The organism is Cupriavidus necator (assembly GCF_016127575.1).
Classification (GTDB): Bacteria; Pseudomonadota; Gammaproteobacteria; order Burkholderiales; family Burkholderiaceae; genus Cupriavidus; species Cupriavidus necator_D.
This window is the reverse complement of sequence record NZ_CP066018.1, coordinates 1,282,773-1,304,567: the sequence shown is the minus strand read 5'-3', so window position 1 is coordinate 1,304,567 and position 21,795 is coordinate 1,282,773. Positions and strand designations below refer to the sequence as shown.

24 protein-coding genes are annotated in these 21,795 nt (G+C 68.6%); 16 read left to right on the top strand and 8 right to left on the bottom strand.

Going from position 1 to position 21,795, the window contains the following annotated elements; all coding sequences use genetic code 11:
- Nucleotides 1-22 precede the first annotated feature (22 nt).
- Nucleotides 23-559, bottom strand: coding sequence for a Fur family transcriptional regulator (locus I6H87_RS06075; protein WP_010813284.1), 537 nt, complete (start codon nt 557-559; stop codon nt 23-25).
- 141 nt (nt 560-700) lie between these two features.
- Here I6H87_RS06075 and I6H87_RS06070 point away from each other — a divergent pair, with 141 nt between their 5' ends.
- From I6H87_RS06070 to I6H87_RS06050, 5 genes are all read left to right on the top strand, one after another.
- Nucleotides 701-1,600, top strand: coding sequence for an alpha/beta fold hydrolase (locus tag I6H87_RS06070; RefSeq protein WP_010813285.1), 900 nt, complete (start codon nt 701-703; stop codon nt 1,598-1,600).
- A gap of 295 nt (nt 1,601-1,895) precedes the next feature.
- On the top strand, nt 1,896-2,882 hold the full coding sequence (locus I6H87_RS06065; protein ID WP_011614396.1) for a tripartite tricarboxylate transporter substrate-binding protein: 987 nt from the start codon (nt 1,896-1,898) through the stop codon (nt 2,880-2,882).
- Nucleotides 2,883-3,100: 218 nt separating this feature from the next.
- Nucleotides 3,101-3,637, top strand: coding sequence for an ATP-dependent protease subunit HslV (gene hslV, locus I6H87_RS06060; RefSeq protein WP_011614397.1), 537 nt, complete (start codon nt 3,101-3,103; stop codon nt 3,635-3,637).
- 50 nt (nt 3,638-3,687) lie between these two features.
- On the top strand, nt 3,688-5,019 hold the full coding sequence (gene hslU / locus I6H87_RS06055) for an ATP-dependent protease ATPase subunit HslU (RefSeq protein ID WP_010813288.1): 1,332 nt from the start codon (nt 3,688-3,690) through the stop codon (nt 5,017-5,019).
- A 257-nt stretch (nt 5,020-5,276) separates the two neighbouring features.
- Nucleotides 5,277-5,573: a hypothetical protein gene (locus I6H87_RS06050; RefSeq protein WP_010813289.1), complete on the top strand. Its 297-nt coding sequence runs from the start codon at nt 5,277-5,279 to the stop codon at nt 5,571-5,573.
- Between the two features lie 53 nt (nt 5,574-5,626).
- Here I6H87_RS06050 and I6H87_RS06045 read toward each other — a convergent pair whose 3' ends face one another.
- Together I6H87_RS06045 and I6H87_RS06040 are read right to left on the bottom strand one after the other, a co-directional pair.
- Nucleotides 5,627-6,238, bottom strand: coding sequence for a response regulator transcription factor (locus I6H87_RS06045; protein ID WP_011614398.1), 612 nt, complete (start codon nt 6,236-6,238; stop codon nt 5,627-5,629).
- On the bottom strand, nt 6,235-7,623 hold the full coding sequence (locus I6H87_RS06040; protein ID WP_011614399.1) for an ATP-binding protein: 1,389 nt from the start codon (nt 7,621-7,623) through the stop codon (nt 6,235-6,237). The genes I6H87_RS06045 and I6H87_RS06040 overlap by 4 nt, the downstream gene beginning before the upstream one ends.
- A gap of 176 nt (nt 7,624-7,799) precedes the next feature.
- Between I6H87_RS06040 and I6H87_RS06035 the strand changes: the two genes are divergently transcribed.
- The gene (locus I6H87_RS06035) at nt 7,800-8,288 is read left to right on the top strand and encodes a copper chaperone PCu(A)C (RefSeq protein WP_010813292.1); all 489 of its coding nucleotides are present in this window, start codon (nt 7,800-7,802) and stop codon (nt 8,286-8,288) included.
- Nucleotides 8,289-8,466: 178 nt separating this feature from the next.
- On the opposite strand, the gene I6H87_RS06030 is transcribed toward I6H87_RS06035, so the two are convergent.
- Nucleotides 8,467-9,402, bottom strand: coding sequence for a LysR family transcriptional regulator (locus tag I6H87_RS06030; RefSeq protein WP_010813293.1), 936 nt, complete (start codon nt 9,400-9,402; stop codon nt 8,467-8,469).
- A 93-nt stretch (nt 9,403-9,495) separates the two neighbouring features.
- On the opposite strand from I6H87_RS06030, the gene I6H87_RS06025 reads away from it, so the two are divergent.
- Nucleotides 9,496-10,026, top strand: coding sequence for a DMT family transporter (locus tag I6H87_RS06025; RefSeq protein ID WP_011614400.1), 531 nt, complete (start codon nt 9,496-9,498; stop codon nt 10,024-10,026).
- Here the strand turns inward: I6H87_RS06025 and I6H87_RS06020 are convergent.
- Nucleotides 9,999-10,229, bottom strand: coding sequence for a cysteine-rich CWC family protein (locus I6H87_RS06020; protein WP_010813295.1), 231 nt, complete (start codon nt 10,227-10,229; stop codon nt 9,999-10,001). The two genes, I6H87_RS06025 and I6H87_RS06020, sit on opposite strands and share 28 nt — an antisense overlap.
- A 354-nt stretch (nt 10,230-10,583) precedes the next feature.
- Here I6H87_RS06020 and argB point away from each other — a divergent pair, with 354 nt between their 5' ends.
- From argB to metW, 5 genes are all read left to right on the top strand, one after another.
- On the top strand, nt 10,584-11,501 hold the full coding sequence (argB, locus tag I6H87_RS06015) for an acetylglutamate kinase (RefSeq protein ID WP_010813296.1): 918 nt from the start codon (nt 10,584-10,586) through the stop codon (nt 11,499-11,501).
- A gap of 72 nt (nt 11,502-11,573) precedes the next feature.
- Complete coding sequence (locus tag I6H87_RS06010) at nt 11,574-12,512, top strand: pyrimidine 5'-nucleotidase (protein WP_010813297.1); 939 nt, start codon at nt 11,574-11,576, stop codon at nt 12,510-12,512.
- The gene (slmA, locus tag I6H87_RS06005) at nt 12,509-13,180 is read left to right on the top strand and encodes a nucleoid occlusion factor SlmA (protein WP_011614401.1); all 672 of its coding nucleotides are present in this window, start codon (nt 12,509-12,511) and stop codon (nt 13,178-13,180) included. Before I6H87_RS06010 ends, slmA begins: the two co-directional genes overlap by 4 nt.
- 454 nt (nt 13,181-13,634) lie before the next feature.
- A complete protein-coding gene (metX, locus tag I6H87_RS06000; RefSeq protein ID WP_011614402.1) occupies nt 13,635-14,816 on the top strand; it encodes a homoserine O-succinyltransferase MetX in 1,182 nt (393 codons plus the stop codon).
- Nucleotides 14,813-15,424 carry a methionine biosynthesis protein MetW gene (metW, locus tag I6H87_RS05995; RefSeq protein WP_010813300.1) on the top strand — a complete coding sequence of 204 codons (612 nt, stop codon included), beginning with the start codon at nt 14,813-14,815 and terminating at the stop codon, nt 15,422-15,424. Before metX ends, metW begins: the two co-directional genes overlap by 4 nt.
- A gap of 10 nt (nt 15,425-15,434) precedes the next feature.
- Here metW and I6H87_RS05990 read toward each other — a convergent pair whose 3' ends face one another.
- A complete protein-coding gene (locus tag I6H87_RS05990) occupies nt 15,435-15,863 on the bottom strand; it encodes a VOC family protein (protein ID WP_011614403.1) in 429 nt (142 codons plus the stop codon).
- Between the two features lie 82 nt (nt 15,864-15,945).
- Here I6H87_RS05990 and I6H87_RS05985 point away from each other — a divergent pair, with 82 nt between their 5' ends.
- Nucleotides 15,946-16,518, top strand: coding sequence for a TetR/AcrR family transcriptional regulator (locus tag I6H87_RS05985; protein WP_011614404.1), 573 nt, complete (start codon nt 15,946-15,948; stop codon nt 16,516-16,518).
- Here I6H87_RS05985 and I6H87_RS05980 read toward each other — a convergent pair whose 3' ends face one another.
- Nucleotides 16,519-17,433, bottom strand: coding sequence for a LysR family transcriptional regulator (locus I6H87_RS05980; protein ID WP_011614405.1), 915 nt, complete (start codon nt 17,431-17,433; stop codon nt 16,519-16,521). It abuts the gene before it with no gap.
- A 110-nt stretch (nt 17,434-17,543) separates the two neighbouring features.
- Here I6H87_RS05980 and I6H87_RS05975 point away from each other — a divergent pair, with 110 nt between their 5' ends.
- Nucleotides 17,544-18,431, top strand: coding sequence for a DMT family transporter (locus I6H87_RS05975; RefSeq protein WP_010813304.1), 888 nt, complete (start codon nt 17,544-17,546; stop codon nt 18,429-18,431).
- A 125-nt stretch (nt 18,432-18,556) separates the two neighbouring features.
- Entirely contained in the window at nt 18,557-19,405 is an 849-nt protein-coding gene (locus I6H87_RS05970) for an acyl-CoA thioesterase (RefSeq protein ID WP_011614406.1), read from the top strand.
- A gap of 13 nt (nt 19,406-19,418) precedes the next feature.
- On the opposite strand, the gene I6H87_RS05965 is transcribed toward I6H87_RS05970, so the two are convergent.
- Complete coding sequence (locus I6H87_RS05965) at nt 19,419-20,678, bottom strand: muropeptide transporter (protein WP_010813306.1); 1,260 nt, start codon at nt 20,676-20,678, stop codon at nt 19,419-19,421.
- 150 nt (nt 20,679-20,828) lie between these two features.
- Here I6H87_RS05965 and I6H87_RS05960 point away from each other — a divergent pair, with 150 nt between their 5' ends.
- Entirely contained in the window at nt 20,829-21,791 is a 963-nt protein-coding gene (locus I6H87_RS05960) for a M48 family metallopeptidase (RefSeq protein ID WP_010813307.1), read from the top strand.
- Nucleotides 21,792-21,795: the final 4 nt, after the last annotated feature.

Sequence of the window (21,795 nt, the reverse complement as noted above, 5' to 3'; positions counted from 1 at the left end):
TCCGGGTATGAGAGATTGCCGTTCAGTGCGAAGCGCCGCCAGGCGAGGCGGGCGCACGCTTGCCGCACTCGGCGCAGACGCCGTTTACGGTCAGTTCGACATGTTCGATGGCAAAGCCGCTGGGCACGCGCGGCGCGGCCGGCGGAGCCGGCGCGCTGGCATCGTCCAGGCAGAAGGTGCGGTCGCAGCGGGTGCAGTGGAAATGGCTGTGCTGGCGGTGCTCCTGCGCGCGCGCGGCCTCGTGTTCAACAAGGCTGAAGCGGAACACGCGGTCGTTGCCGGCACGCTTCTGCGCCACGCCCTGTTCCACCAGCCAGTCCAGCACGCGGTAGACGGTGACGCGGTCTATGGTCTCGCCCGGTTCGGGCAGGCGGTCGATCACGGCCTGGTGCGTCAGCGCCTCTTCGCTGCCGATCAGGCAGGCCAGGATGCACAGCCGCGGCTGGGTCACGCGCGCGCCCAGCTGGCGCAGGCGCTCGTGGGCGGCTTCCAGGGACTCAGGGGTGGGGATCGCCGGTTCCGGCACAGCGGCCGGCCGGTCCGGACTGGGACGGGTCATGGGCGGATTTAACCATAGGCCCCCGGTTGATGCAATTCAGTTGCGTCAGCTGGCCGAATGGCGAAGCCGGCGCAGCCACGCCGATGAGGCGGTTTGCGCCTATGATCGGCACAGGACGACCCTTAGAAGCGGAGACGACCCATGCTGAATGACGCCAGCGCGCTGCTGTTCCCGAACTTCGAACCCTTCCGGCAGCGTGTCGGCGAGGTCGAGATCGCCGGCGTGCGCGGCGGTTCGGGACCGCCGCTGCTGCTGTTGCACGGGCACCCGCAGAGCCACCTGATCTGGCACCGGGTGGCGCCGGCGCTGGCCGATCACTTCACGGTGATCGCCACCGACCTGCGCGGCTACGGCAGCAGCTCGGCCCCGCCCGGCAATGCCGGCCACGAGCACTACAGCAAGCGCACCATGGCGCAGGACCAGGTGTCGCTGATGACGGCGTTCGGTTTCGAGCGCTTTGCGCTGTGCGGCCACGACCGCGGTGCCCGCGTCGCGCACCGGCTGTGCATGGACCATCCGGACGCGGTCAGCCGCGCCATGCTGCTGGACATCGCGCCCACGCTGGCGATGTACGAGCGCACCAGCATGGCCTTTGCCGCCGCCTACTGGCACTGGTTCTTCCTGATCCAGCCGGCGCCGTTCCCCGAGACGCTGATCAACGCCGAGCCCGATTTCTACATCGAGAAGCTGATGGGCCTGCGCCACGCGGGCCTGACGCCCTTCGCCCCCGACGCCATGGCTGCCTACACCGCGGCGATGCGCGACCCGGCGCGCGTGCATGCCATGTGCGAGGACTACCGCGCCGCCGCCACCATCGACCTGGAGCACGACCGCGCCGACCGCGAGGCCGGGCGCCGGCTGGCGCTGCCGCTGCGCGTGCTGTGGGGCGAGCACGGCGTGGTGGCGCGCTGCTTCGAGCCGCTGGCGCTTTGGCAGGAGGTGGCGACCGACATCAGCGGCCAGGCGCTGCCGTGCGGGCACTACATCCCGGAAGAGGCCGCCGAACCTCTGCTTGAGGAAATGCTCGGTTTCTTCCGTTAGGCCGCACCGGGTGTCACAAACGCATGCCTTTGCATCCGATCTCTGCCATATCCTCCCCGTTTCCCGCCATATGCGGCTGATTGCAAGCGGGTTAGCCCCTATACCTGCGTATTGTCTGGAGTTGCTAACATCAAGGCCCGCCCTTGCCGTTTTACGGCAGGGGCAGCCGAGCCAGCCGGCATGGTCCAAGAGCGCCGCCACAGAGACCGCGCCAGATGCGCCCCGCACAAGCAGGGGCCGGGCCGGCGGCAACGCATTGCAAGACGGGTATCAAAGGGAATCAGGAGAAGAGAGCATGAAACGAGTAATAAAGATGGTCGCGGCCGCGCTGGCAGTCAGCGCAATGGGTGTGGCGTCGGGCGCGTACGCCCAGGAATATCCTGGCGGCAAGCCGGTGTCGGCGGTGGTGCCGTTTGCCGCGGGTGGTCCGACCGACAAGCTCTCGCGCGAGCTGACCGCGATCATGTCCAAGCATCTGGGCGCGACCATGATCATCGAGAACCTCGGCGGCGCCGGCGGCACCATCGGCGCCAAGAAGGTGGCCCAGGCCAAGAACGACGGCCACACCCTGCTGATCCACCATATCGGCATGGCCACGGCCCCGGCGCTGTACCGCAACCTGGGCTTCGATCCGCTCAAGGACTTCGAGATGGTCGGCGAAATCGCCGACGTGCCGATGATCCTGGTCGGCAACAAGCAGCTGCCGCCAAACACCTTCAAGGACCTGCTGCCGTACCTCAAGGCCAACGCCAGCAAGCTGTCGCTGGCCAATGCCGGCATCGGCTCGGCTTCGCACCTGTGCGGCCTGCTGTTCCAGAGCGCGATCCAGACCGAACTGACCACCGTGCCGTACAAGGGCGCCGCGCCGGCACTAACCGATATCCTGGGCGGCCAGGTCAACCTGCTGTGCGACCAGACCACCAATCTCGCAGGCCACCTCAAGGCCAACTCGGTCAAGCCGTACGCGGCCATGCAGGCACGCCGCGTGGAAGCGTTCAAGGATATCCCGACGGCGGCCGAGCAAGGCCTGCCGGGCGTGGAAGTGAAGGTCTGGCACGCCATGTACGCGCCCAAGGGCACGCCCAAGCCGGTGATCGACAAGCTGTCGGCTGCGCTGCAGAAGGCCGTGGCCGACCCGACCTTCCGCTCCAAGATGGCCGAGCTGGGCGCCGAAGCCGCGCCGGCACAGCGCGCCACGCCGGATTCGCTGCGCACCCTCCTGACCGCCGAGATCAACAAGTGGACCCCGGTGATCAAGAAGGCCGGCGTGTATGCGGACTGATCTGGTGGAGTGATGCGCGAGGCGCGCGGGCCAGTGGCCCCGCGCGTCGCGGACAAGGGCCATGCGGCAACGCATGGCCCTTTTTGTTTGGGCGCGGCGCCGGGCAACGTGGCGGCAGGCATCCTATATTGGTCAGACCGCGCCCGGTGCAGGCGAGGGCCTTGAAACCCGCCGGGGGCGTCGCCAACTAGGGTCCTGACATATTCACGGAAGCCACCATGGAACAGTATCACGGCACTACCATCGTCAGCGTCCGCCGCGGCAATCAGGTCGCACTCGGCGGTGATGGTCAGGTCACTCTCGGCAATATCGTGATGAAGGGCACCGCGCGCAAGGTGCGCCGCATCTACAACGGCAAGGTCCTGGTCGGGTTTGCCGGCAGCACCGCCGATGCCTTCTCGCTGCTGGACCGCTTCGAGGCCAAGCTGGAAAAGTACCAGGGCAACCTGACCCGCGCCGCGGTCGACCTGGCCAAGGACTGGCGTTCGGACCGCGCCCTGCGCCGGCTGGAAGCCATGCTGATCACCGCCGACCGCGACACCACGCTGGTCATCACCGGCAACGGCGACGTGCTCGACCCCGAGGGCGGCATCGCCGCGATCGGCTCGGGCGGCGCGTATGCGCAGTCGGCCGCCAAGGCGCTGGCCGAGAACACCGAAATGGCGCCCAAGGACGTGGTCGAGAAGGCGCTGACCATTGCCGGCGAGCTCTGCATCTATACCAACACCAACTTCGTCATCGAGACGCTGGAATAAGCGCAGGCCGGCCACCGCGCAGGCCGGCGCGCCCCCACTGAACGGATACCATGTCGCACACCATGACCCCGTCGGAAATCGTTTCCGAACTCGACAAGCACATCATCGGCCAGAACAAGGCCAAGAAGGCCGTGGCGGTGGCGCTGCGCAACCGCTGGCGCCGCCAGCAGGTGGCCGAGCCCCTGCGCCAGGAAATCACTCCCAAGAACATCCTGATGATCGGCCCGACCGGGGTCGGCAAGACCGAGATCGCGCGCCGCCTGGCCAAGCTGGCCGACGCGCCCTTCATCAAGATCGAGGCCACCAAGTTCACCGAGGTGGGCTATGTCGGCCGCGATGTCGACACCATCGTGCGCGACCTGGCCGAGATGGCGATCAAGCAGACGCGCGAGTCCGAGATGAAGAAGGTGCGCACCAAGGCCGAGGACGCGGCCGAGGACCGCCTGCTCGATGTATTGCTGCCGCCGGCGCGCGATATCGGTTTCTCGCAGCCGGAAGAGAAGGATTCCAACACGCGCCAGGTGTTCCGCAAGAAGCTGCGCGAAGGCTCGCTCGACGACAAGGAAATCGAGCTGGAACTCTCCGCCGGCATGCCGAGCATGGACATCATGGGCCCGCCGGGCATGGAAGACATGACCGAGCAGATCCGCACCATGTTTGCCGGGCTGGGCCAGGGCAAGAAGGCGCGCCGCAAGATGAAGGTCAAGGAAGCCTTCAAGCTGCTGATCGACGAAGAGGCCGCCAAGCTGGTCAATGACGAGGAGCTCAAGCACAAGGCCATCGCCAATGTCGAGCAGAACGGCATCGTGTTCCTGGACGAGATCGACAAGATCGCCAGCCGCAGCGAGATCGGCGGCGGCGAGGTGTCGCGCCAGGGCGTGCAGCGCGACCTGCTGCCGCTGGTGGAAGGCACCACGGTGAGCACCAAGTACGGCATGATCAAGACGGACCACATCCTGTTCATTGCCTCGGGTGCGTTCCACCTGTCCAAGCCGAGCGACCTGATTCCCGAACTGCAGGGCCGCTTCCCGATCCGGGTCGAGCTGGATTCGCTGTCCGTGCAGGACTTCGAGGCTATCCTGACGCAGACCGATGCGAGCCTGACCAAGCAGTACCAGGCGCTGCTGAGCACGGAATCGGTCGACCTGGTGTTTGCCGATGACGGCATCCGCCGGCTGGCGGAGATCGCCTTCTCGGTCAATGAGAAGGTGGAGAACATCGGCGCGCGCCGGCTGTACACGGTGATGGAGCGGCTGCTGGAAGACCTGTCGTTCCATGCGACCAAGTCGTCGGGCGAGACCGTGACGATCAACGCGGCATATGTCGATGAGCGCCTGGGTGACCTGGCGGTCAATGAGGATTTGTCGCGCTACGTGCTGTAAGGCAATACGGGCGGAATGCGGGAGGGGCGCACCACGGTGCGCCCTTTTTGCGTCTGTGGGCCAGTTTCCGCCCCTGGCGGGAACGGATTTCACATATCCGTACGTATCCGGCTGCCACATGCGGGTAAGGAGCGTAAGCATTGGTAAGCACGCTGGCGCGCAACGGCCCGACAATGCGACCCTTCGTCACCTTGACGGTCGATTGACCGGTGCGGGAGCCACCGCATCCCACTCAACTCACTGGCAGGAGAAATCGAATGGTCCATTACAAGACCCGCCGTGTCGTGCTGGCCACAGGCGGCCTGCTGGCCGCGCTGGCCGCCGCGACGGCCTTCCTTTGCATCCGTCCCGCCGTGCCCGCCGCCGAGGCTGCGCAATCGGGCTCGCGCGGCGCGGCCACTGCCGCGGCCGCGAAGCTGGCGCTGGATTCTGGCGGCCTGTTCACGCTGGCCGACCGGCATGCCGGCGATGCCATGCGCATCGTCGCGCAGGGCAGCACGCCGCAGGGCAGCGCCGACGGGCTGGACTGGGACTACGTCCAGTTGCGCCTGTAACGCCGGCAGCAGTTGCCACCGGAAGGGCCGCGCAATCCGCGCGGCCTTTTTCTTTACCGCGACACCGGCCGCTTTCCCAGCTTGCGCTGCAAGGTGCGCCGGTGCATGTTCAGCGCCCGTGCCGTGGCGGAGATATTGCCGTCATGCTCGGCCAGCACGCGCTGGATATGCTCCCATTCCAGCCGCGCCACCGACAGCGGCACCGGCTCTTCCAGCGCGGCCTGCGCCGCATCTTCGGACACGCCCGCCATCAGCGCGGTCAGGATCGAATCGACATTGGCCGGCTTGGCCAGGTATTCGTCCGCGCCTTGCTTGACCGCCGCCACCGCGGTGGCGATGCTGGCGTAGCCGGTCAGGATCAGGATGCGTGCGTCCGGCAACGCCTGGCGCAGCGGCGACACCAGCTGCAGCCCCGATTCGGCGGGCACGGTGCTGCCGGCATCCGGCGGCGGCTCCAGGTGCAGGTCCAGCGTGACATAGGCAAACTCGATGCGTGATGCCAGCGCCAGTGCGGTGCGGCCGTCATGCGCCACCTGCACGGCATAGCCGCGTCGCGTGAGCGCGCGGGCCAGGGTGCCGGCAAAGACTTCGTCGTCGTCGATGACCAGGAAGGGCGTGCCAGCCGGTGCGGTGGCTTCGGGTACCGGGGTGAGGGTGTCGGTCATGGGGTTCGTGGTGCCGTGGCGGCGGCGGATGCGGAAAGGGTGGACAGCGCGGGCAGGCGCAGCTCGGCAACGGTGCCGCCGCCGGCGCGGTCATGCCAGGCCAGTTCGCCGTCCATCTGCCGGGCGGCGCTTTGCGCCAGGTACAGGCCGATGCCCTGGCCGCCGTGCTGGCTGGCCACCGGGGTTTCGCCCAGCTGGCCGCGCAGCATCTCGGGAATGCCGTCGCCGTGGTCGGCGATGCGGAACGACAGCCACGGCGCGGTATTGCCGGGCGCCATGGCGATCTGCAGCTGCAGCGGCTCCTGGCCGCGGCCGGCGGCTTGCTGGCTGCGCGCGGCGTTGTCCAGCAGGATGGTCAGGATCTGGCCCACGCGCGCGGTTTCCACCGCCTGCGCGCCGGCGCCCGGCGTGGCGCTGGCCTGCAGGCTGGCGTTGGGGTGGCGCAGCTGCCAGCGCTCGGCAAAGGCCGGCAGCCAGCCGTCGATGCGCTGCGGCGCCAGCGTGGCCGGGTCTTCGCGCAGGCGCGCGAGCGTGGTGCGGCACAGCGCCAGCTGCTGCTCCATGGTCTGCAGGTCGGGCAGGTAGCTGTTGATTGCGGAGGTGCCGCGGCCCGCGTCGGAGGCATCGGCACGCAGCTCGCCGGCGATGACCGCCAGCGTGGCCAGCGGCGTGCCGATCTCATGCGCGACCGCGGCGGCCTGGCCGTTCAGGTCTTCTACGCGCGCCTCGCGCAGCAGCTGCTCGCGTGCCAGGTTCAGCTGCGCCTCGCGCTGGCGCAGCACGCCGGACAGGCGCGCCACGAACAGCGCGATCATCACCGCGCTGGCAACGAAGTTCAGCCACATGCCGGCCAGGTGGTAGTTCACCGCGTTGTCCGGGTTGTGCAGGTCCAGCGGCACATATTCGAACAGCAGCAGCGTGTAGCAGACGAGCGCGTACAGCGCCAGCGCGATCACCTGGCGCCACGGCAGGATGGCGGCGGCAATGGCCAGCCCCGGCAGGTAGAACGAGACAAAGGGGTTGGTCGCGCCGCCGGTGTAGAACAGGATGGCCGACAGCGCGGTCAGGTCCACCAGCAGCTGGCCCATCAGCTCGGCCTCGCCAGGGGCGCTGTTGCGCCGCGTGTGCTGGCGCAGGCGCAGGCCGGTCAGCAGGTTGAACAGCGCCTGCAGGCCGAACACCACCAGCAGCGGCCCGTAGGGCAGGCGGATGCCGGCGATGGGCTCGCAGCTCAGCACGGTCAGCGCCTGTCCCGCCAGCAGTGCCCAGCGCAGCCAGAACAGCCGGCGCAGCGTCACCTGGCCATGGCGGGCGGAGGTGCCCGCCGGCAGTGGCGACAGGAAGGGGAGGTCGGGCAAGCGGGTCACGGCTGCGGCGGTGGTCATGGCGCGAGTGTATCAATGCGGCCGCGGGGCGCCGGTGCGTGCGACACCTTGCCGCATTGGCGCCGAGCTTGTCGGGCTGCCAGACTAGCCGGCTGTGCGCCGCATGGCGGGGTTGCCTGGGGCATGCACGGGCGGGCATCGCCATGGTCTAATGTCTGCTTTCAGGAGAGCCTTTCATGCAAGCCAAATTCCGCTCGGCCACGCTGGCCGCATCGGTCGCCCTCGCCGCCGCGCTGGCGTCCGGCGCCGCGCTGGCCCAGGTCGATGTCAGCAATGCCTGGGTGCGCGGCACGGTGCCGACCCAGACTGCCTCCGGCGCCTTCATGGTGCTGCACGCGCACGACAACGCGAAGCTGGTCGGCGTGTCGTCGCCGGTGGCCGCGGCCGAGCTGCACGAGATGAAGATGGAAGGCAACGTGATGCGCATGCGCCAGGTCAAGTCGCTGGACCTGCCAAAGATGAAGGACGTCGAGCTGAAGCCGGGCGGCTACCACGTGATGCTGATGGACCTGAAGGCGCAGCTCAAGAAGGGCGACACCGTGCCCATCACGCTGAAGATCGAGCAGGGCGGCAAGATGATCGAGCAGAAGGTCACGGCTGAAGTGCGTGACATGGTGCCCGCCGCCGCCGGCGCGAGCGGCGGCCACGGCGAACACAAGCACTGAGCGCCTGACGGGGCCGGCCTCGTCCATCCACCCATCCAGCCATCATGGCCAACAAGCAGCACGGCACCCGGCAGAAGCTGGTCTTTCGCGGCGACACGCGCCCCGCCAGGCCACCTGCTGTTCCCGCGCAGCGCCGTGATGCCCAGCCCCCGGCGCCAGCCAAGCCGGGGGTGCGCCGTCAGCCGCGCAAGCTGATCGGCTCTTCCGATTCCTGACTGGCCGCCGCGGCCAGCACGCGCTCGCGCAGCCAGGCGTGGGCGGGATCGGCTTCGGTGCGCTCGTGCCAGATCATGCTGAAGGTGAAGTCGTCCAGCGCAAACGGCGGCGCGAACACGGCGTAGCGCGGGTCCTCTTCCAGCGCGGCCAGGCTGCGCCGTGCCGTGGTCAGCACCAGGTTGGTCCCGGCGATCAGCGCCGGCGCCACGCTCCAGTGCGGCACCACGCAGGCGATCTTGCGCCGTCCCCCCAGCTTGGCCACCGCCGTGTCGATCGCGTCCATGCGTTCGCTGTGCGTGGCCACCAGCACGTGCGAGCGCGCCAGGTAGGCCACCTGGTCAAGCCGGCCGCTGTCGCGCACGGTGGCGGCATCCACCGCGCAGGCATAGCTCTCGCAGAACAGCTCGGCGGATTTCACGCCTTCCGGCTGGTGGGTGAACACGCCCAGTGCCATGTCGATCTCGCCATCGGCCACCTGGGCGGTCATGCCTTCGCGGCTGGCCTGCGACACCACCAGGTCGATATTGGGCGCGGCCTTGCGCACCGCGCGCAGCAGCCGCGGCAGCACCACCAGCGCACCGTAGTCGGACATGGCCAGGCGGAAGCTGCGCCGCGCGGTGGCCGGCTGGAAGCCGCTCGGCCCCAGCAGGATGCGCACCTGCGCCAGCGCCTCGGCCAGCGGGCCGGACAGCTCATGGGCGCGCGCGCTCAGCACCAGGCCGCCCTTGCCGCGCACCAGGATGGGGTCGTCAAGCAGCTGCCGCAGGCGCCCGAGCGCGTGGCTGACCGCCGGCTGGCTCAGGTGCAGCCGCAGCGCGGCGCGGGAGATATGGCGCTCGGCCAGCAGTGCTTCGAGCACCACCAGCAGGTTGAGGTCGATTCCGCGTAGGCTATTCATTCGGCGAATAATAAACGTACGAAAGCAGAATTGGAAATTCGCATTGCGATATTTCAAACTGCTGGCATCGCATCTTGCCCTATGGAGCGCTTCATGTCAGGCACCCAGTTGCCGTTTTCCTTCCCGGTTTCACTCTGGCTGCCGCTTGGCACGGCCGTGCTGGCCGGCGCGGCGATCCCCTTCCAGGCCGGCGCCAACGCCACCCTCGGGCGCACACTCGGGCATCCGCTGTCGGCCACGCTGGTGTCGCTGCTGGTCAGCCTGGCGGCGCTGCTGCCCGTGCTGTGGCTGATGCGCGTGCCGCTGCCGGCGCCAGCGGCACTGGCGCGCGCGCCGGGCTGGCTCTGGATCGGCGGGGTGCTTGGGGTGTTCTATATTTCGGCCGCGCTGATGATGGCGCCGAAGCTGGGCGCCGCGGGCTTTATCGCCGCGGTGGTGGCGGGCCAGGTGCTGGCGGCGCTGCTGGTGGACCAGTTCGGGCTGGCCGGATTTGCGGTGCGCGCGCTCACGCCGGCGCGGCTGGCGGGCGCGGCGCTGATCGTGGCGGGGATGCTGGTGATGCAGTGGGGCAGTGCCGCAGGGCCCGGGCCGGCGCCTCAGCCAGCGGCGGAATCAGGTTCCTGAGCCGCTTGCCGGCGCGCTGCCAGGCAGGCCGGACACAGGCAATGCTGGCCCGGCACGATGCGCCGCGCCGGCAGCAGCGGCTGGCTGGCGCACCAGCACTCGGGCAGCCCCGCCACGTAGCCGCAGACAAAGCCCGCGCCGCAGTGGCTGCAATGTTCGACCGGGCGCAGCTGGCCGGTCAGCACGGTCGAGGCGTCGCTCATGGCTGGCTTCCCGGCGCTGGCGGGAAATCGGGGATGCGGGCTGGGATGCGGGCTGGCAAGAGGCGGCTGGCGGCGGGCATGATGGTCAAGGTGGGGAACGCTGTGCCGCGGCGCAGGCCAAACGGCTGAGTGGTGGCACGTTGTTGCGTGGACGGAACGCGTTGGTGCCCCGTGGGGCGCTTGCAGGCGGTTCGCGGGACCACGTTCGGCCGGTTGACTCGCGCCCCGCGCGGTTTCTTGTAAAATCGGCGCCTGCCATGGCCGGATGGCGCACTTTCGGGCGATCCCCGTTGGTTATCCCTGGCTACGTGGCCGATTAGCCATCATACCTGTTGATTCTCACGGATGTCCCCCATGAACGCCGACAACCCCGGGCCTGCCGCAACCACGGTGGCCGCCATTGCTCCCGCGCTGAAAGCCGAGATCCTCGCCGAGGCCCTGCCGTATATCCGCAAGTTCCACGGCAAGACCATCGTGGTCAAGTACGGCGGCAATGCCATGACCGAAGAGAAGCTCAAGCATGGCTTCGCGCGCGACGTGATCCTGCTCAAGCTGGTCGGCATGAACCCGGTGGTGGTGCACGGCGGCGGCCCGCAGATCGATGAGGCACTGAAGAAGGTCGGCAAGGTCGGCACCTTCGTGCAGGGCATGCGCGTCACCGACGAAGAGACCATGGAAGTGGTCGAGTGGGTGCTGGGCGGTGAGGTCCAGCAGGACATCGTGATGCTGATCAACCAGTACGGCGGCCAGGCCGTGGGCCTGACCGGCAAGGACGGCGGCCTGATCCGCGCCAAGCGCTTGCAGATGCCGGACCGCGAGAACCCGGGGGCGTTCATCGATATCGGCTACGTCGGCGACATCGAGGCGATCAACCCCGCGGTGGTCAAGGCGCTGCAGGACGACGCCTTTATCCCGGTGATCTCGCCGATCGGCTTCTCCGACGACGGCCAGGCCTACAACATCAACGCCGACGTGGTTGCCGGCAAGATGGCCGAGATCCTGAAGGCCGAGAAGCTGGTGATGATGACCAACATCCCGGGCGTGATGGACAAGAAGGGCAACCTGCTGACCGACCTGTCCGCGCGCGAGATCGAAGAGCTGTTCGCCGACGGCACCATCTCGGGCGGCATGCTGCCGAAGATCTCGTCGGCGCTGGATGCGGCCAAGAGCGGCGTGCATTCGGTGCACATCATCGACGGCCGCATCGAGCATTCGCTGCTGCTGGAAATCCTGACCGAGCAGGCCTTCGGCACCATGATCCGCTCGCACTGAGCGGAGCCTCGGGGCGGTGCCGGCAGCGGCCGGCCGCCCCGGTTATCCCATCACCCTCCGAGTTTGCCCGGCGTGCCTTCAAGTCTTCCTTCTCCGCGCCGTGTCCGCGCTCGCCTCTGCCGCCGCCCCGCGGGCAATACCTCGGGCGATACGGTCTGGCTGTTCGATCTCGACAACACCCTGCACGACGCCTCGCACGCGATCTTCCCGGCCATCAACCGGCTGATGACCGACTACGTGGCGCGCGTGCTCGGCTGCGACGAGGCCACCGCCAGCCGCGTGCGCGTGGACTACTGGCAGCGCTACGGCGCCACGCTGCTCGGCATGATCCGGCACCACGGCGTGGATCCGGCTGACTTCCTGCGCGCCGCGCATGAATTCCCGGCGCTGGCCGACATGGTGCGGGTGCGGCGCGGGCTGGCCGCGCACCTGCGGCGCCTGCCGGGGCGCAAGATCCTGGTCACCAATGCGCCGCAGGACTACGCGCGGGCGGTGCTGGAGATAGCGGGCATACGGCATTGCTTCGAGCGCGTGGTGGCAATCGAGCAGATGTGGGTGCATGGCCACCTGCGGCCCAAGCCGGACCGCCGCATGCTGCGCCGGTTGCTGGTGCAGACCCGCATCGCGCCACATCGCGCGGTGCTGGTGGAAGACACCGTGTCGCACCTCAAGCGCTATGCCGGCACCGGCATCCGCACCGCGTGGGTGACGGGCTACCTGCGCACGATCGCGCCATCGCGCCCGCATGAGGTGCCCGCGGTGCGCGACGACGGCAGCCGGCGCGATGCCGCGGTACGCTCGACGCTGGAGGCGGAGGACCGGCGCCATGTCGGCCACGCCGCGCAGGAGCAGTCGGTGACGCTGGTGGCTGCGGAGACCCAGGCACCGCAGGCGCAGCCCGACAACGTGCGGCGCGTGCGCGCCCGCGTGCCGAACCGGCCGGCCTATGTGGACATAAAAGTACAATCGATGCATCAACTCCAACGACGAATGCGGAGAATCGGGTCATGACGCAAAGCAACGGGCGCGAGCCAGAGGCGGTCATTTCAGGCAGTGCGCAGGATGCGCAGGACGGAGGCCAGCCGCCGGCCACGCCGGCGCGCAAGCGCCCGCGCCCGGGCGAGCGCCGCGTGCAGATCCTGCAGACCCTGGCCACCATGCTGGAGCACCCGCGCGGGGAGAAGATCACAACGGCGGCGCTGGCCGCGCGCCTGAGCGTGTCGGAGGCGGCGCTGTACCGCCATTTCGCCAGCAAGGCGCAGATGTACGAGGGCCTGATCGGCTTTATCGAGCAGACCGTGTTCGGCCTGATCAACCAGATCACCGACAAGGAAGAGCACGGCCTGCGCCAGGCCCACGCCATTGTGCGCATGCTGCTGTCGTTTGCCGAGAAGAACCCTGGCATGACGCGCGTGCTGACCGGCGAGGCGCTGGTGGGCGAGCACGAACGCCTGCAGGAGCGCATCAACCAGGTGGTGGACCGCATCGAGGCCTCGCTGCGCCAGTGCCTGAAGATGGCGGTGACGCAGGCCGCGTTCCCGGCGGATGCCGATATTCCCGCACGCGCGGCGCTGATCATGGCGGCGGTGCAGGGCCAGTGGCACCGCTATGCCAAGAGCGGCTTCCGCAAGTCGCCGTCGGACCATGCCGAGGCGCACCTGAGGGTCTTGCTGGGTTAAGAACCCATTTCACAATGAAGAAGGGGCCCGGCAGCAGCCTTCCCTTCGGGTTCAAGCCAGGCGCGGCGCATGCGTCGTTACGGGCCTTGACCTTGGAATGACCAAGGCCGGCGGCCCGCGCCTAGCCTGCGCCGCGCCTGGCTTGAACGCGTGCCCATCTTCAATGTGAAATGGGTTCTAAATCAACATGCCGGGCCGATTGCTCTATAATTGCCCGGTCGCGCCGATTTGATGACTGGCTTGCGGGCGCGCGGCAGCCAAGGGACCAAGTTCCGGGTTGCCACTACAAATGCGGCTAAAGAGGTTGGGTCGGCGCCCCATGCCTCCACGGTAGTGGATGGCGCCGGCACGCGGAATCCCGCAAGGAATCCAGTGAATCCCGACTTGGCTGCGACGCTTTATACGCAAATGCCGGTCGGGTTTTTTTATGCCCGTTCGCCACGGGCCGGATTCCATGACTGATGTCGCCCTGCCGACCGCCGCGCCTGCCGCGTTCGACCTGCCGCCCGATTCGGTCGGCGTGGTTGCGCCGCAGCGCATGCACTTTGCCGAGCCGCTGAAGCTGCGCAACGGCTCGTCCATTGCCGGCTACGACCTGATGGTCGAGACCTATGGCACGCTCAATGCGGCCCGCTCCAACGCGGTGCTGGTGTGCCACGCGCTCAATGCCTCGCACCATGTGGCCGGCGTCTATGCGGAAGACCCGCGCGACGTGGGCTGGTGGGACAACATGGTCGGGCCCGGCAAGCCGCTCGATACCAATCGCTTTTTCGTCATCGGCGTCAACAACCTGGGCTCGTGCTTCGGCTCGACCGGCCCGATGAGCCTCAATCCGGCCACCGGCGCGCCCTACGGCGCAGCGTTCCCGGTGGTGACGGTGGAAGACTGGGTCAATGCGCAGGCGCTCGTGGCCGACGCGTTCGGCATCACGCAGTTCGCCGCGGTGATGGGCGGCAGCCTGGGCGGCATGCAGGCGGTGGCCTGGAGCCTGCTGTACCCGGAACGCCTGCGCCACTGCATCGTGGTCGCGTCCACGCCCAAGCTGTCGGCGCAGAATATCGCCTTCAACGAGGTCGCGCGCAGCGCCATCCTGTCGGACCCCGACTTCCACGGCGGCAACTACTACGCGCATGGCGTCAAGCCCAAGCGCGGCCTGCGCGTGGCGCGCATGATCGGCCATATCACCTACCTGTCGGACGAGGACATGGCCGAGAAATTCGGCCGCGAGCTGAAGACCGACGACATCCGCTTCTCCTTCGATGTCGAGTTCCAGGTAGAGAGCTACCTGCGCTACCAGGGCGACAAGTTCGCCGAATACTTCGACGCCAACACCTACCTGCTGATCACGCGCGCGCTCGACTACTTCGACCCGGCGCTGGCCTTCGGCGGCGACCTGACGCGCGCGATGGCGCAGACCCAGGCCAGCTTCCTGGTGGCGAGCTTCGGCACCGACTGGCGCTTCGCGCCCAGCCGCAGCCGCGAGCTGGTCAAGGCGCTGCTGGACAACAAGCGCCCGGTCTCGTACGCCGAGATCGATGCGCCGCACGGCCACGATGCCTTCCTGCTCGACGACCCGCGCTATCACAACCTGATGCGCGCCTACTACGACCGCATCGCAGAGGAGATCGGCGCATGAACGCACTGGCCAATCCCAATATCCTGGCGCTGCGCCCCGATTTCCGCGCGATCGCGCGCTGGATCGAACCCCATTCCACCGTGCTCGACCTGGGCTGCGGCGACGGCAGCCTGTTGCGCGTGCTGCAGGACGAACTCGACGTGCAGGCCTACGGCATCGAGATCCGCGACGAAGGCGTGCTGGCGTGCGCGCAGAAGGGCGTCCATGTCATCCAGCAGAACCTGGAGGGCGGGCTGGCGCTGTTCGAGGACAAGAGCTTCGACACGGTGATCCTGTCGCAGACGCTGCAGACCATCCACAACACCGCGCAGGTGCTGCGCGACACGCTGCGGGTGGGGCGCGAGTGCATCGTCTCGTTCCCGAACTTCGGCTACTGGCCGCACCGGCTGTCGGTGTTCCGCGGCCGCATGCCGGTATCGGAATCTCTGCCCTACCAGTGGTACAACACGCCCAATGTGCGCGTGCTGACCATCAGCGACTTCGAGGCGCTGGCGCCCAAGGTCGGCCTGCGCGTGATCGACCGCGTGGTGATGCACGAAGGCGTGACCGTCAACTGGGGCGGCAACTGGCGCGGCAGCCTGGCGGTGTACCGGGTCTGCGCGGCCTGAGCCAGGCGCGTCAGCCGGGCAGCGCGCCCGCCTCGTACTGCGCGGCAAACTCCCCCGACGGCGGGATCGGCTTGATGATGTCGATCAGCACGCCGTTCGGGTCGGCGGTAATGAAATGCCGCTGCCCGAAGGCCTCGTCGCGCAGCGGCAGCAGGATCGGCAGCCCGGCCGCCCGCAGGCGGTCATGGACCGCATCCGGGTCTTCCACTTCGAAGTTCAGCAGCAATCCCCTGGCGCGCTGGCCCCGGGCCGGGGCGGGGATGGTCTCGTGGGTGCCGTCCAGCACCGCGAGGTTGACCGACGGATCGCCGGCCAGTTGCAGGTGCACGTACCAGTCGCTGGTGAACAGCGCCACAAAGCCGAAATGGCGCTGGTAGAACGCGGCCGTGCCGGCAACCTCGCCGGTCATGATGACGGGGTAGTAGCTGGTGATTTTCATGGATGCTCCTCTGTTATTCAGATACATGCAGCCTGTATGTAAATCCATATTAAGATACAGGCTGCATGTATGCAAGGAGGCAATGGTGGCCAGATCCAACCGCGAACGTACCGAGGCAACCCGGCAGGCGCTGCTCGATGCCGCGCGCACGCTGTTTGTCAGCCGCGGCTACGGGGAGACCTCTACCCCTGACATCTGCGCCGCCGCCCGCATCACGCGCGGCGCGCTGTACCACCATTTCGCCGACAAGCGCGACCTGTTCCGGCACGTGCTGGCGGAGGAGGCTGCCGCGGTGGCGGACGATATTGAAGCCGCGGCGCCCGCGGGGCTGGATGCCGCGGACGCCCTGATCGCCGGGGCGCAGGCCTACCTGGACGCAATGACGGTGCCGGGCCGCACGCGCCTGCTGCTGGTGGAAGGGCCGGCGGTGCTGGGACTGCGCGAAATGCTCGCGCTGGACGACGCCAACGCCGCCCGCACGCTGCGCGAGGGGCTGGAGGCCGCGGGCGTGGACCCGCAGGGCGATGTGGCGCCGCTGCTGTCGGCGGCATTCGACCGGGCCGCGCTGGAGATCGAGGCCGGGGCCGATGCCGTGCGCGTGCGCGGCGCGATGCTGTGGTTGCTGCGCCGGGTCCTGGGCCAGTCGGCGCGGTGATCAGCGCGGCGCGTCGTCGGCGGTGCCGGCCAGGTGATCGACAAAGGCGCGCACCTTGGGCGGTACATGCCGGGTGGGCGTGTAGACCGCGTAGGCCGTGCCGATGTAGGGTTCGAGGATGTCCCAGTCGGCCAGCACGGTGACGACCCGGCCCTGGTCCAGCGCATCGCCCAATGAGAAGTCCGGCACCAGCCCGATGCCGGCATCGCGCTCCACCATGCTCATGATCGCCAGGCTGTTGTTCAGCGTCAGGCGCGGCGGGATGCGCACCTCCACTTTCTCGCCGCCGGCCTGGTGGCGCATGGCCCAGCGCTCGCCGAAGTTGCCGTAGCCCAGGTACAGGCAGCGTGCGGCGGGCAGGTCGGCGGGCGTGGCCGGCGTGCCGTGGCGGGCCAGGTAGCCGGGCGAGGCCACCAGCCGGTAGCGCACCTCGCGCAGCGGGCGCGCAGCCAGCCCGGGCGCCAGTTCGCGCGCGATGCGTACGGCCACGTCCATCCCTTCTTCGACCAGGTCGACCATGCGGTCGGCCAGCGTCAGCTGCAGGTCCAGCCCCGGGTATCTGGCCAGCAGCGCCGGCAGCCGCGGCGCCAGCCAGGCCTGCCCGAACGAGACCGGCGCGCTCACGCGCAGCACGCCATGCGGCGTGCCGCCGTGCTCGCCGGCCAGCGCGGTGACGTCGCGCGCTGCCGCGGTCATGCGGGCGCAGGCGGCGTAGACCGACTGGCCCAGCTCAGTCAATGCAAAGGCGCGCGTGGTCCGCTGCAGCAGGCTGGCGCCGAGCGTGGCTTCCAGCCGGGAGACGTGCCGGCTGACCGCCGACGGCGTCATGCCCAGGTCGAGTGCGGCAGCCGAAAAGCTGCCGCACTCGACCACGCGCGCAAACACGGCCATCGCATTAAGTGGCATATCCGGCATGGCACGTCCTCTTTCTTTGACTTCAGATCAAATACTAATTGAGCTCTGACGGGATTGTTGAGCAGATCGCATGATGGAACAATGCGGCCATTGTCTGACCGGAGTCCGTCATGCCCTCGCAACAACCCTTGCCAGGCGGCGCCTGGCGCATGGTCGCGGCCATGCTGCTGTCCGGTACCATCGGCTGGTTCGTGGTCACCAGCGGCCAGCCGCCGCTCGATGTGGTCTTCTTCCGCTGCCTGTTCGGCGGCGCGGCGCTGCTGGGCGTGCTGACGCTGCAGCGCGGCTGGGTGCGGATGAGCCGCGCGCAGCTTGGCTGGCTGGCGCTGGGCGGCGTCACGCTGGTGCTCAACTGGCTGGCCTTGTTCTCGGCGTATGCGTACAGCGGCATCGCCATTGCCACGGTGGTCTACCACACCCAGCCGTTCTTCCTGCTGCTGCTGACCTCGGTGATCCAGCGCGAGCCGTTCCCGTTCGCGCGGCTGCCATGGCTGGTGCTGGCCTTTGCCGGGGTGATGCTGATCACCGGGCTGGAGCATGGCGCCACTGGCACTGCGATGCTGGCCGGCATCGGCCTGGGCCTGCTGGCGGCACTGCTGTATGCGGTGACGACCCTGGCCACGCGGCGGCTGCAGGCCATCCCGCCAGGCCAGATCGCCGGGCTGCAGATGGTGCTGGGCGTGCTGATGCTGGCGCCGCTGGCACATCCCGCGGCCGGCAGCTATGGCACCGGCACCTGGGCCGCGCTGCTGGCGCTGGGGCTGGTGCATACGGGCGTGATGTACACGCTGCTGTATGGCGCGTTCCAGCGGCTCAACGTGGTGTCGATCGCCACACTGTCCTTTATCTATCCGCTGGTGGCGATCGTGATCGACGTGATGGTGTTCGGCGTGGTGCTGGGCCCGCTGCAGATCGCCGGCATGGCGCTGGTGCTGCTGGGCGTGGTCGCCAACCAGCTGGGCTGGAGCCTGCCGCTGCGGCGGCGGGTGCAAGGCTGATGCGGGCACCACGGTGCCAGCGGCTGGAATATTGGCGTCTTGACCCGAACGCTGACTACGGTTAGTGTAGGCAGCACGATCGAACGATCGTGCTATTCCCTGCGAGTCACCAACCCATACCAGCCATGTCCACTGCGCCCCAGACCCGGGCGGCCACCGCCGCCAGGCCGCTCCATCCCTTTGACGACGCGCTGGCGCTGGAGCCGGCCGGCGAGCACCGCTTCCTGGGCCGCACCACGCCCGAGTACTGGAACATGATCGGTCCGTTCGGCGGCATCACCGCCGCCACGCTGCTGCAGGCGGCGCTGGACCATCCGCAGCGCCTGGGCGACCCGGTCTCGCTGACGGTCAACTTTGCCGGGCCGATCGCCGAGGGCCCGTTCGAGATCGAGGCGCGCCCGGTGCGCACCAACCGCTCGACCCAGCACTGGACGCTGGAGCTGCGCCAGGGCGATGCCGTGGCCACCACCGCCACCGCCATGTTTGCGGTGCGCCGCGAGACCTGGGCCTGCGGCGAGGCGCTGATGCCGGAGGTGCCGGCGGCCGAAGCCCTCGTGGCGATGAACGGGTTTGCGCCGGTGCGCTGGCTCAAGTCCTACGACATGCGCCCGGTGCGCGGCGCCAAGCCGACCGCCGAGGCCGGCACCGAGCACCCGGACAGCCTGACGCAGTTCTGGCTGCGCGACGCGCCGGCGCGCACGCCGGACTTTGCCGCGGTGGCGGCCTGGGCCGACAGCTTCTACCCGCGCATCTTCCTCAAGCGCGCGGGCTTCGTGCCGGCCGGCACGGTGTCGATGACCACCTATTTCCATGCCGACGCGGCCACGCTGGCGGCGCTGGGCGACAGCCACGTGCTGGCCAGCGCGCAGGCGCAGGTGTTCAGGCAGGGCTTCTTCGACCAGCGCGCGCAGCTATGGAGCGCCGGCGGCGAGCTGATCGCCAGCTCGCACCAGATCGTCTACTACAAGGAGTGAGGCAGGCGCGGGCTCAGGCGATCGCTTCGCGCGCCTGGGCCTCGTAGCGATGCACGGTGTGGCGCATGGCCCAGAGCAGCATCACGCCGGGCAGCGCCACCACCACGGTGCCCAGGTAGAACGGCGCCCAGCCCCAGGCCTCGACCATATAGCCGGAAGTGGGCCCCACATAGACCCGGCCCACCGACGCCAGCGCCGACAGCAGCGCGTACTGCGTGGCCGAGAACGAGCGGTTGCACAGCGTCATCAGCAGCGCCACGAAGGCCGCCGTGCCCATGCCCCCGCACAGGTTTTCGACCGCAATGGTCGCTCCCATGGTCCACAGGTGCGGCGGCGTCACCGCGAGGATCCAGTAGCCCAGGTTAGACACCGCCTGCAGCACGCCGAACAGCATCAGCGAGCGGTACAGGCCCAGGCGCACCATCAGCGTGCCGCCGAACAGCGCGCCGATGATGGTGGCGGCCAGCCCCAGGGTCTTGTTGACGATGCCCACCTCGCCCGCCGAGAAGCCCACGCCGCGGATCAGGAAGGTGGTCGACAGGCTGCCGGCAAAGGCGTCGCCGAGCTTGTACAGCACGATCAGCAGCAGCAGCCACCACGCGCCCTGGCGGCCAAAGAAGTCGCGCAGCGGCCCGACCACCGCCTCTTCCAGCGAGCGCGGCGCGCGTGCGGGCACGTCGGGTTCCGGTGCCCACAGCAGCGTGACGATACCCACGCCCATCAGGGCCGCCATCAGCAGGTAGGTCTGCTGCCAGCCCAGCACGCGGTCGGCCAGCCACAACGCCAGGCCGCCCGAGACCAGCATCGCCAGCCGGTAGCCCAGCACCTTGACCGCCGCGCCGGCGCCGCGCTCGGGCGGGCGCAGCACGTCGGTGCTGTAGGCGTCGAAGACGATGTCCTGCGAGGCCGACAGGAAGGCCACCAGCGTGGCCAGCGCCGCCAGCGTCCACAGCGCCTCGCGCGGCGGGCAGAAGGCCATGCCGGCGATGCCCAGCACCAGCCCCAGCTGCGTCACCAGCAGCCAGCCGCGCCGGCGCCCCAGCAGCGGCGGCGTGTAGCGGTCCATCAGCGGCGCCCACAGGAACTTGAAGATATAGGCCTGGCCCACCAGCGAGAAGAAGCCGATGGTCTTGATATCCAGCCCCTCGACCGTCATCCATGCCTGCAGGGTGCCGGAGGTCAGCGCCAGCGGCAGCCCGGAGGCGAAGCCCAGCGCCAGCATGGCGCCGATGCGGCGGTTGCGGAAGATATCGAGATAGGTCTGGAAGGTCATGAACGGGCCGGCGTGAAGCGCCGCGCGGCTGCGCGGGCGCCGTGTATTATTGCATCACCTGTTTGCCTGCCCGCCACATGCGGCACGGCATCGTTGCCGCGGATCACCGATCCGCCTGCCTGGTCTTCCACTGCGTCCGAGGAACCGCAAATGCTCCGCCGCCTGCAAGGTGTTCAGCGTCCTACCCGTGACCGGCTGGTCCGCGCGCTGGCGCTGGCCGCGGTGGCGGCGCCCATGGCCTGGTGCCTGCCCGCCCAGGCGCAGGACAGCGAGGCTGGCGGCATCCGGCTGGACCGCAGCGGCTCGGCCGTGCGCAAGATCGTGCCGGTCGAGGCCATCGAGCAGCAGGCCGCGCAGGAATACGAGCAGCTCAAGCAGGAAGCCATCGCCAAGCATGCACTGGCCGCCGCCGACAACCCTCAGCTGGTGCGCCTGCGCACGATCGGCAAGCGGCTGCTGCCGCAGACCGCACGCTGGAACGAGCGCGCGCGGCAGTGGCAGTGGGAGATCAACCTGATCGGCTCCAGGCAGGTCAATGCGTTCTGCATGCCGGGCGGCAAGATCGCTTTCTATACGGGGTTGCTCGACCAGCTCAAGCTGACCGACGACGAGATCGCCATGGCGATGGGCCACGAGATCGCCCACGCGCTGCAGGAGCATGCGCGCGAGCGCGCCGCCAAGTCCGAGATCACCAACCTCGGCGCCAACGTGATCTCGCAGCTGTTCGGCTTCGGCAACCTTGGCAATATGGCGCTCGGCACCGGCGCCCACCTGCTGACGCTGCGCTTCTCGCGTGCGGATGAATCCGAGGCGGACCTGATCGGCATGGATATCGCCGCGCGCGCCGGCTATGATCCGCGCGCCGCGGTGTCGCTGTGGCAGAAAATGGGCAAGGTGAGCCAGTCCGGCACCGAGTTCCTGTCCACGCATCCGTCCGGGCGGAGCCGCATCGCCGACCTGGAGAAGCACCTGCCGGAGGTGCTGCCGCTCTATGCGCGCGCGAGCAATACCACGGTGGAGAAGCTGCCGCCATACCGCGCCAATATGGCGGGCCTGGGCGGCGCGCCGGTGGACAGCGGCGACGACGACCGGCAAAAGCCGCTGCAACGCTGAGCGG

Excerpts from the sequence above, each read along its gene's own strand:
- I6H87_RS05985 (WP_011614404.1), top strand. The coding sequence starts at position 15,946 with ATGGTGGCCAGATCCAACCGCGAACGTACCGAGGCAACCCGGCAGGCG.
- I6H87_RS06035 (WP_010813292.1), top strand. The coding sequence starts at position 7,800 with ATGCAAGCCAAATTCCGCTCGGCCACGCTGGCCGCATCGGTCGCCCTC.
- I6H87_RS06020 (WP_010813295.1), bottom strand. The coding sequence starts at position 10,229 with ATGAGCGACGCCTCGACCGTGCTGACCGGCCAGCTGCGCCCGGTCGAA.
- I6H87_RS06050 (WP_010813289.1), top strand. The coding sequence starts at position 5,277 with ATGGTCCATTACAAGACCCGCCGTGTCGTGCTGGCCACAGGCGGCCTG.
- I6H87_RS05960 (WP_010813307.1), top strand. The coding sequence starts at position 20,829 with ATGCTCCGCCGCCTGCAAGGTGTTCAGCGTCCTACCCGTGACCGGCTG.
- I6H87_RS05990 (WP_011614403.1), bottom strand. The coding sequence starts at position 15,863 with ATGAAAATCACCAGCTACTACCCCGTCATCATGACCGGCGAGGTTGCC.
- metX (WP_011614402.1), top strand. The coding sequence starts at position 13,635 with ATGACTGATGTCGCCCTGCCGACCGCCGCGCCTGCCGCGTTCGACCTG.
- I6H87_RS06065 (WP_011614396.1), top strand. The coding sequence starts at position 1,896 with ATGAAACGAGTAATAAAGATGGTCGCGGCCGCGCTGGCAGTCAGCGCA.
- I6H87_RS06040 (WP_011614399.1), bottom strand. The coding sequence starts at position 7,623 with ATGACCACCGCCGCAGCCGTGACCCGCTTGCCCGACCTCCCCTTCCTG.
- I6H87_RS05970 (WP_011614406.1), top strand. The coding sequence starts at position 18,557 with ATGTCCACTGCGCCCCAGACCCGGGCGGCCACCGCCGCCAGGCCGCTC.
- I6H87_RS06025 (WP_011614400.1), top strand. The coding sequence starts at position 9,496 with ATGTCAGGCACCCAGTTGCCGTTTTCCTTCCCGGTTTCACTCTGGCTG.
- I6H87_RS06070 (WP_010813285.1), top strand. The coding sequence starts at position 701 with ATGCTGAATGACGCCAGCGCGCTGCTGTTCCCGAACTTCGAACCCTTC.
- hslV (WP_011614397.1), top strand. The coding sequence starts at position 3,101 with ATGGAACAGTATCACGGCACTACCATCGTCAGCGTCCGCCGCGGCAAT.
- I6H87_RS05980 (WP_011614405.1), bottom strand. The coding sequence starts at position 17,433 with ATGCCGGATATGCCACTTAATGCGATGGCCGTGTTTGCGCGCGTGGTC.
- I6H87_RS06075 (WP_010813284.1), bottom strand. The coding sequence starts at position 559 with ATGACCCGTCCCAGTCCGGACCGGCCGGCCGCTGTGCCGGAACCGGCG.
- argB (WP_010813296.1), top strand. The coding sequence starts at position 10,584 with ATGAACGCCGACAACCCCGGGCCTGCCGCAACCACGGTGGCCGCCATT.
- I6H87_RS05975 (WP_010813304.1), top strand. The coding sequence starts at position 17,544 with ATGCCCTCGCAACAACCCTTGCCAGGCGGCGCCTGGCGCATGGTCGCG.
- hslU (WP_010813288.1), top strand. The coding sequence starts at position 3,688 with ATGTCGCACACCATGACCCCGTCGGAAATCGTTTCCGAACTCGACAAG.
- I6H87_RS05965 (WP_010813306.1), bottom strand. The coding sequence starts at position 20,678 with ATGACCTTCCAGACCTATCTCGATATCTTCCGCAACCGCCGCATCGGC.
- metW (WP_010813300.1), top strand. The coding sequence starts at position 14,813 with ATGAACGCACTGGCCAATCCCAATATCCTGGCGCTGCGCCCCGATTTC.
- I6H87_RS06045 (WP_011614398.1), bottom strand. The coding sequence starts at position 6,238 with ATGACCGACACCCTCACCCCGGTACCCGAAGCCACCGCACCGGCTGGC.
- I6H87_RS06030 (WP_010813293.1), bottom strand. The coding sequence starts at position 9,402 with ATGAATAGCCTACGCGGAATCGACCTCAACCTGCTGGTGGTGCTCGAA.
- slmA (WP_011614401.1), top strand. The coding sequence starts at position 12,509 with ATGACGCAAAGCAACGGGCGCGAGCCAGAGGCGGTCATTTCAGGCAGT.